5 protein-coding genes are annotated in these 5,513 nt (G+C 41.3%); 1 reads left to right on the top strand and 4 read right to left on the bottom strand.

What is annotated here, in order from left to right:
* A partial coding sequence (locus tag AC1DWN_RS26740) for a hypothetical protein (protein ID WP_477561933.1) occupies positions 1–1,085 on the bottom strand: 1,085 nt, incomplete at its 3' end.
* A gap of 182 nt (positions 1,086–1,267) precedes the next feature.
* Between AC1DWN_RS26740 and AC1DWN_RS26735 the strand changes: the two genes are divergently transcribed.
* A complete protein-coding gene (locus AC1DWN_RS26735) occupies positions 1,268–1,552 on the top strand; it encodes a hypothetical protein (RefSeq protein WP_477561932.1) in 285 nt (94 codons plus the stop codon).
* A gap of 61 nt (positions 1,553–1,613) precedes the next feature.
* Here AC1DWN_RS26735 and AC1DWN_RS26730 read toward each other — a convergent pair whose 3' ends face one another.
* The 3 genes from AC1DWN_RS26730 to AC1DWN_RS26720 form a co-directional block, all read right to left on the bottom strand.
* Entirely contained in the window at positions 1,614–3,086 is a 1,473-nt protein-coding gene (locus tag AC1DWN_RS26730; protein ID WP_477561931.1) for a SulP family inorganic anion transporter, read from the bottom strand.
* Between the two features lie 303 nt (positions 3,087–3,389).
* Entirely contained in the window at positions 3,390–4,478 is a 1,089-nt protein-coding gene (locus AC1DWN_RS26725; protein WP_477561930.1) for a Ger(x)C family spore germination protein, read from the bottom strand.
* A 3-nt stretch (positions 4,479–4,481) separates the two neighbouring features.
* Positions 4,482–5,513 (bottom strand): GerAB/ArcD/ProY family transporter (locus AC1DWN_RS26720; RefSeq protein WP_477561929.1); only part of this gene is annotated, 1,032 nt, incomplete at its 5' end.

Below are 5,513 nucleotides of genomic sequence, written 5' to 3'. Positions count from 1 at the left end.
ACATGTGCTAGAGCAATACCCAAATCGTTCACGATACCATGTGAGGCTTCGGGAAGCTTCTCGCCGAACATAGCTAGAAAGCCAGAGTCACCCAAGTAGAAAAATGCGGCAATCGGAATGACGGGACCGAATACTTTAAAGCCAAAGAGGAATCCTTCGATTAGATAGCTTGTCGTTTTCTCAAGACCTGCACCCTTATGAGTGAGCATCGTAATAAGCAGCATGATAAGAATCGAAGTACCGCCAATGAGAGCGGTTGCATCTCCGCCTTGCAAATCTAATACGAACATGGCTGCTACATCTAATGCAAATAGAAGTGGAATGATGATGGCGAGCCATTTCTTAACACCGTAAGACAGAGCATTTCGATCTTTTTCTAAGGAGGGATCAATTGCTTGAACGGGGTCATTTGAAGAGCTGATTAGTCCATCTCGCCAGGTACCGATACGCTGATCCCGTCGCATCATCCAGAATGCTGCAACTGTCGTAACAAGGCCCATCACGATAACAAGTGGGATGCTTGCTTGCATAACCTCGCTTACTGGAATACCAGCAGCGTCTGCTGTTAGCTTCGGTGCTCCTTGGATAATATAATCACCCGAAAGGGCTATGCCGTGTCCGAATAGGTTCATTGCTACTGCTGCACCAAGAGCGGGTAGGCCGACACGTATAGCAACAGGGAGAAGTACTGCTCCTATAAGAGCTACCGCAGGAGAAGGCCAGAAAAAGAATGATGTGACCATCATAATAATTCCAATACCCCAGAACGCGAGTGCTGGTGTTCTTAAAAACCGAGTAAACGGTGCCACCATAATTTCGTTTATTCCAGTACGAATGAGCACACGGCTCATAGCGACGATAATGGATATGATTAATATGGTGCCAAGTAGTTCTTTAATGGCATAAATAAAGCTGTTAAAAATACCGCTGACAGATCCGCTTGCTGATGTGGTTGCAAGAATCCCGATTCCCAAAATTCCCGCAACACAAATCAGCGTCGTATCGCGCCGCATTAGCATAAATCCAATAATCGCGACAATAAATCCTAAATAAACCCAATGAAGCGCCGCTAATTGAATTTCCATCCCAATCATCCTCTCATGACGTGAACGATAGCCAGCTATTACTGATATCGTATTTCAATGTATGCATGGAAAAGGATAGGCGTTCGTCTTCACTTCTTGCTAAAGCTGATGCTTCTAACAGTGGGCTGTGGTATTATGGAGTCAGCTATTACAGTAATACGATAATGGAAGGAAGAGCATAATTGATTAACATTACAGTATTGGACGCAGCGATGACATTTTCCAAGGAAGATGGCAGTGTTGGCAAGGTTCATTTCGGAGTAGAAGGTCATGACAATCAATATGAAATTACTTTTCATAAGAGCAGAAAAGCCAAGGAATGGGGCTATGGTTTGTTCTTCTTGAATGAATCTGGTAATGAGGATCAGCTGCTAGAGCTGGAGGACATGCTTGAAGAGGATGACGAGCTGTTTGATTTTCTAGTAGAGACTGCAAAGGAAAAGCTGGAATCAAATCAAGCGGAGTAATTGAAAAGAGCTCATGCGACCAACCATTAGGGCTGGTGCATGAGCTTTTTTTGCTAAAATATCATTCAAATGAGTTTAATGTCCGCTTTTGGAGTGTGGATGATAGTCCAGTATTCATTATAATTAATTTACTCTCCTCATTTAGACCGACAAAGGAAACCTTCTTATCAAGCAATTCATATTTGGTCTTCACTTTCGCGATAGCAGTCACTGCTGATTGATCCCAAACATGCGACCCGCTGAAATCCAGCAGGACATGCTGTAGATCGTTCTGGAATTGGAAGAGGTCAACGAAGTTAGTTGTCGTTCCAAAAAAGAGCTGTCCTGAAATTCTATACGTTCTTGAGCCGGCTTTGTCATCGGTTATAGTAGCACGTATCTTTGAAATCTTCCCTACAAATACAAGAGCACTCAATATGACCCCAGCAAAAACACCTTTCGAAAGATCATGTGTCACCAAGACAATAACGACTGTAATAATCATGATTAAAGCATCCGTACGCGGTACCTTATGGATATAAATAATAGACTTCCAATCAAATGTACTGATTGACACCATAATCATAACGCCAACTAATGCTGCCATCGGGATGGCATTAACAACATCGTCAAGGACAAGAATTAGAAAGAGTAGAAATAGTCCGGCGACTAAAGTGGATAATCTAGTGCGACCGCCCGATTTGATATTGATAACAGACTGACCAATCATCGCACAGCCGGCCATTCCTCCAAAGAATCCAGTTGCAATGTTAGCGATCCCTTGTCCGCGTACTTCTTTATTTTTATTACTGGTGGTATCGGTCATTTCATCAAGTACAGAGGCTGTTAACAACGATTCCAGCAAGCCTACGATTGCAAGCGACAGAGAGTAAGGGAATATAATCCATAGTGTATCGAGTGAAAACAATAGATCAGGGATATGAAACATTGGCAGTCCGCTTACAACTGTCCCCATGTCGCCAACGGTTTTGAGATCCACTCCAGTTGCGATTGCGATTAACGATACAATGATGATCGCAGCAAGAGGAGAGGGAATGACTTTGGTAAATCTCGGTAAAATATAGATGATGGCTAATGTTAAACCGACTAACGGATAAATGACCCAGCTTACTCCTACGAAATGAACGAGTTGTGTGGTAAAGATTAAAATACCAAGTGCATTAACAAATCCAAGCATGACGGATTGAGGAACAAATTTTATAAGCTGACCCATCTTTAATACGCCCATCACATATTGCAGTATGCCAGCTAGTATCGTTGCGGCAAATAAGTATTCAATGCCATGACTCTCGACAAGCGTCACCATGAGTAAGGCCATGGCACCGGTTGCTGCGGAAATCATCCCGGGTCTTCCGCCAACAAAGGCGATAATCACTGCAATACAGAAAGAAGCATAAAGTCCTACCATCGGATTAACGCCTGCCATAAGGGAGAACGATATCGATTCGGGGATTAGAGCGAGTGCGACGGTCATGCCTGCTAAAATATCAGGTCGTATGTTAGAGAACCAATTGCTTTTCATTTTTGCATGCAAAACGAATCTTCCTCCTATATTTGTTGAAATAATGACTTTCCACTCTCAGAAAAGTCGGGCCGATATGCGCTGAGCGTAATTATACAATATTTTGTGAATGGACCGAATAATTTTGGAACTCATATAAGCGCTTACATATACTGTTTTCATTTATTATCTCCTCTTATCTCTTCATTCAACAGAAATGAATTCTAACAAGGTGATGTAATCGAATTTCGCTATAGTATGGAAATGTATTGTAGGGCGTTACTTGCTAAGATACATTCCGGAAAATATTTTATGTCCAAAGTGGTGCTGTATCATTCACTTTATGATATGACTATCGACAACAATTTTTATTTTAACGTCAGGATACTGCTCTTTCCAGATTTTTTCGTTCCAATTTCTCGATTGAGCTCTAACATAATTCCCAAAGCCCAGAGGATCTACCTGCAATTTTTGAAGTTTCTTAACTAAGGCTTCACACTCTTTACTGAGCTGATTATTGATCATGATGTTCATATCTTTAGGACTCATTTTAAGGGGTTCAGCTTCGTTTGATTCCATAAGCTTACCGGTCATACGGATATACAATGTCATTTCTTTATCGATATACGAATAACGGTGCTGCATTTTCGTTTTCAAGTTGCGGATCGAAATTTCATAGTGGTCTTCCAACTTCACTTTAAAAAAACTCGTTTTGGTACGCTTCTGTTTCATCCAACTAAAAGGAATTATTTCGGTTAACGGCATTTTACCGACATAAACGGCATCCTTCAATAATGCAATTCCTGTTAAGCTTACTCTATCACCGACTAAATCAATGATGGGCATGACAGGGTCCATTCCTTCGCCCTTCAGCTCATACATGAATTGGTGAAGATTCATTCTCGGCAGACCAAAGGTTACAATATTATTCTCGATTACCTGGCAGAGGTATCTTCCGAGTGGCTGATCGGTAAGAGGGTATTTGTGGCGGAAAATATGATCGGCTGTACCGGATGTCATAGCAAGAGACATTCTACCGCTTAGCAGAGGATCATGTGATAACATTTCTGTGAGATTCTGAATCCCTAACAGGATAATGGGTTTGCTGAAAAGAAGTATATTGATTTTGCTAATTGAGATATATTGATCGCTTGTGTGGTTCATATTCATCATTACATCCTTAAGGTTGTTCCCTTTATCTTCGTATAGCTGATTGACAATGGAATGATTGCTATGAAAAGTAGGGGCGCTTATCGTTATTTTATACAGGTTATCCCTTGAACTTCCGTGATTTTCCGCTTGTATAGTTTCATCTGCCAGATCTACAGCTGTTCCCAAAGCTATGTAAATATCCTCTACGATTTCCTTTCTCACCGAACATCCAGTCAACAAACAGCTTGCAAATAAAAATATACACCATTTCATTGATCAAACAGCTCCTTTCAACCGGGATAGAATAGCGAGCAAGGGCACATAGAGAAAAATAAGCGCAAACCCGAAATAACTGGCCATCCGATAAAAAAACATGACTTGTTGTATATCTTTAAAAGCCAAACTGCATACAAAGACAAAAACAAGCGAAATAGGGAGCATTTTTCTTTTTGAGAAATTAAACTGTATTTTAGTGGATTGAATAGCCATCCAAATATACATAGCAAGCAGAGGGACGAGCCGAAATAATTGAAAGGAAGCGCCGATAAATTCAACGCGTTCCATAAAGGGGAGCTCAACGAATTTAAACAGCGTTAAGATCGGCCAGTGTTCTTCCTTCAATTGTCCCAAACTGTAGAACATCATCGAAAAAATAAAGGCCATTAAATAAATGACCATGGTAACCGCATTCCCCCAATTAGACCAAACTTGCGCTTTCTTCCCATCTTTAATGAAGGGATAATAGATCAGTAGGGCCTCGATGCCAAGGTAACTGGGCAGCATGCTCCAGGTAGCCTCTAACAATTTTGAAAAGCTATGGGACCAAATAGGAAGCAGATTCGACGGATGGTAATAAGGCATAAGAACCGCATAGATGACAATAAAAGCGAGGGAGAGTTGCGCTATCAAAAAAAATCCTACAATAACGCGAAAGCCCCCGGAAACAATATAATAGGCCAATAACAGCAGAAGAAAGATTAGTAATCCTACTTGCAAATCGGGAAAAATCCAAATTTTAATAATTTCCGCATACAATCGCACGCTCATGGCGCTTACGAACAAGAAATTCACAATCAGAGCAATGTTGAGAATACCACCTGCCAGACTTCCGAACATCCTCTTATTAATCGTAATGAGGTCGGTACGTTGGTGGTTTAATAAGGAGTACATAAACCAGATTCCAATATGCATAAAGAGAGCTGCGAGTACAATAGCGATCCAAGCATCTTGGCCGCCAATAATGGCTATCCTGTGCTGGAAAGTTAAATAATCGAGTCCAGCCTGCGCACCAAAAGCTAGATAAAAGGC

It is taken from the genome of Paenibacillus sp. P4_A7, assembly GCF_056402455.1.
The sequence above is the reverse complement of the archived record's forward strand: the minus strand, read 5'-3'. Positions and strand labels throughout refer to the sequence as shown.

Bases quoted from the DNA above. Each gene is read 5' to 3' on its own strand.
- AC1DWN_RS26725 (WP_477561930.1), bottom strand. From the start codon at position 4,478: ATGAAATGGTGTATATTTTTATTTGCAAGCTGTTTGTTGACTGGATGT.